This is a genomic window from Streptomyces carpinensis (assembly GCF_002154505.1).
Classification (GTDB): Bacteria; Actinomycetota; Actinomycetes; order Streptomycetales; family Streptomycetaceae; genus Streptomyces; species Streptomyces carpinensis.
This window is the reverse complement of sequence record NZ_MUBM01000584.1, coordinates 1-853: the sequence shown is the minus strand read 5'-3', so window position 1 is coordinate 853 and position 853 is coordinate 1. Positions and strand designations below refer to the sequence as shown.

Here is an 853-nt window from a genome sequence, read left to right as displayed (position 1 = left end):
CCGGGCGCGATGCCCTCGGCCGAGGCGAGGGCGAAGGCGTGCGCCAGGCCGTGCACGGACGTGGCGAACAGATCGAGCAACGCGACCTCGAAGGCCGCGGTCAGCCCCGGATCCTCCCCGAGGTACGTACCGCTGCCGCCGAGCGCGGCCAAGGTCTCGCGCACCGCCTCGTGGACCCCGGCGGCCCCGCTGTAGAGCACCGCGGCCGACGGCGTGCCGATCGCCGGGGTCGGGCTGAGGACCGCTCCGTCCAGGTACCGGATGCCGTGTCGGCCGGCCCACCGGGCCAGTGCCCGGGCCCGTGCGGGCTCCCCGCTGGTGAGGTTGACCAGGGCCCGGCCCCGCNNGGCCGAGGACGGAGACGGGCGTGGGATGCGTCGGGTTCGTCATGGCAGGACGCTAGACATTCACGTTGACGTGAGAGTCAAGTCCCTGTTGGACTCGGGCCCATGAGGATCGGGGAGCTCTCGCGGCGCACCGGCGTCAGCCCACGCGCCCTGCGCTACTACGAGGAACAGGGCCTGCTCACCCCCGCGCGGCGGCCGAGCGGATACCGCGAGTACGAGGAACGGGACGTCACGACCGTGCGGCGGGTCCAGGTCCTGCTGTCCGCGGGCCTCGGTACGTCCGTGATCGCCGAGATCGTGCCCTGCGCCGACGACCCGGACGTCGTCCTGGCCGGCCGGTGCCCCGAACTCCTCGACGGACTGGCGCAGGAGCGGGCGCGGATCACCGCGGCGATCGACGACCTGGCCGCCGCGCGCGACATCCTCGACTCCCTCGTCGGGCGCCCGCTGTAGCGCCGGCCGGGGGGTCAGTCCCCGAAGTCCAGCAGCACCTTGCAGGAGCGGTC

Annotated in this window: 2 protein-coding genes; one reads left to right on the top strand and one right to left on the bottom strand. The window is 73.9% G+C overall.

What is annotated here, in order from left to right:
* Positions 1–200 (bottom strand): imine reductase family protein (locus BZY54_RS52550; protein WP_483025163.1); only part of this gene is annotated, 200 nt, incomplete at its 3' end.
* Between the two features lie 249 nt (positions 201–449).
* Here BZY54_RS52550 and BZY54_RS46450 point away from each other — a divergent pair.
* Positions 450–800, top strand: a complete 351-nt coding sequence (locus BZY54_RS46450) for a MerR family transcriptional regulator (protein ID WP_086731355.1) — start codon at positions 450–452, stop codon at positions 798–800.
* Positions 801–853: the final 53 nt, after the last annotated feature.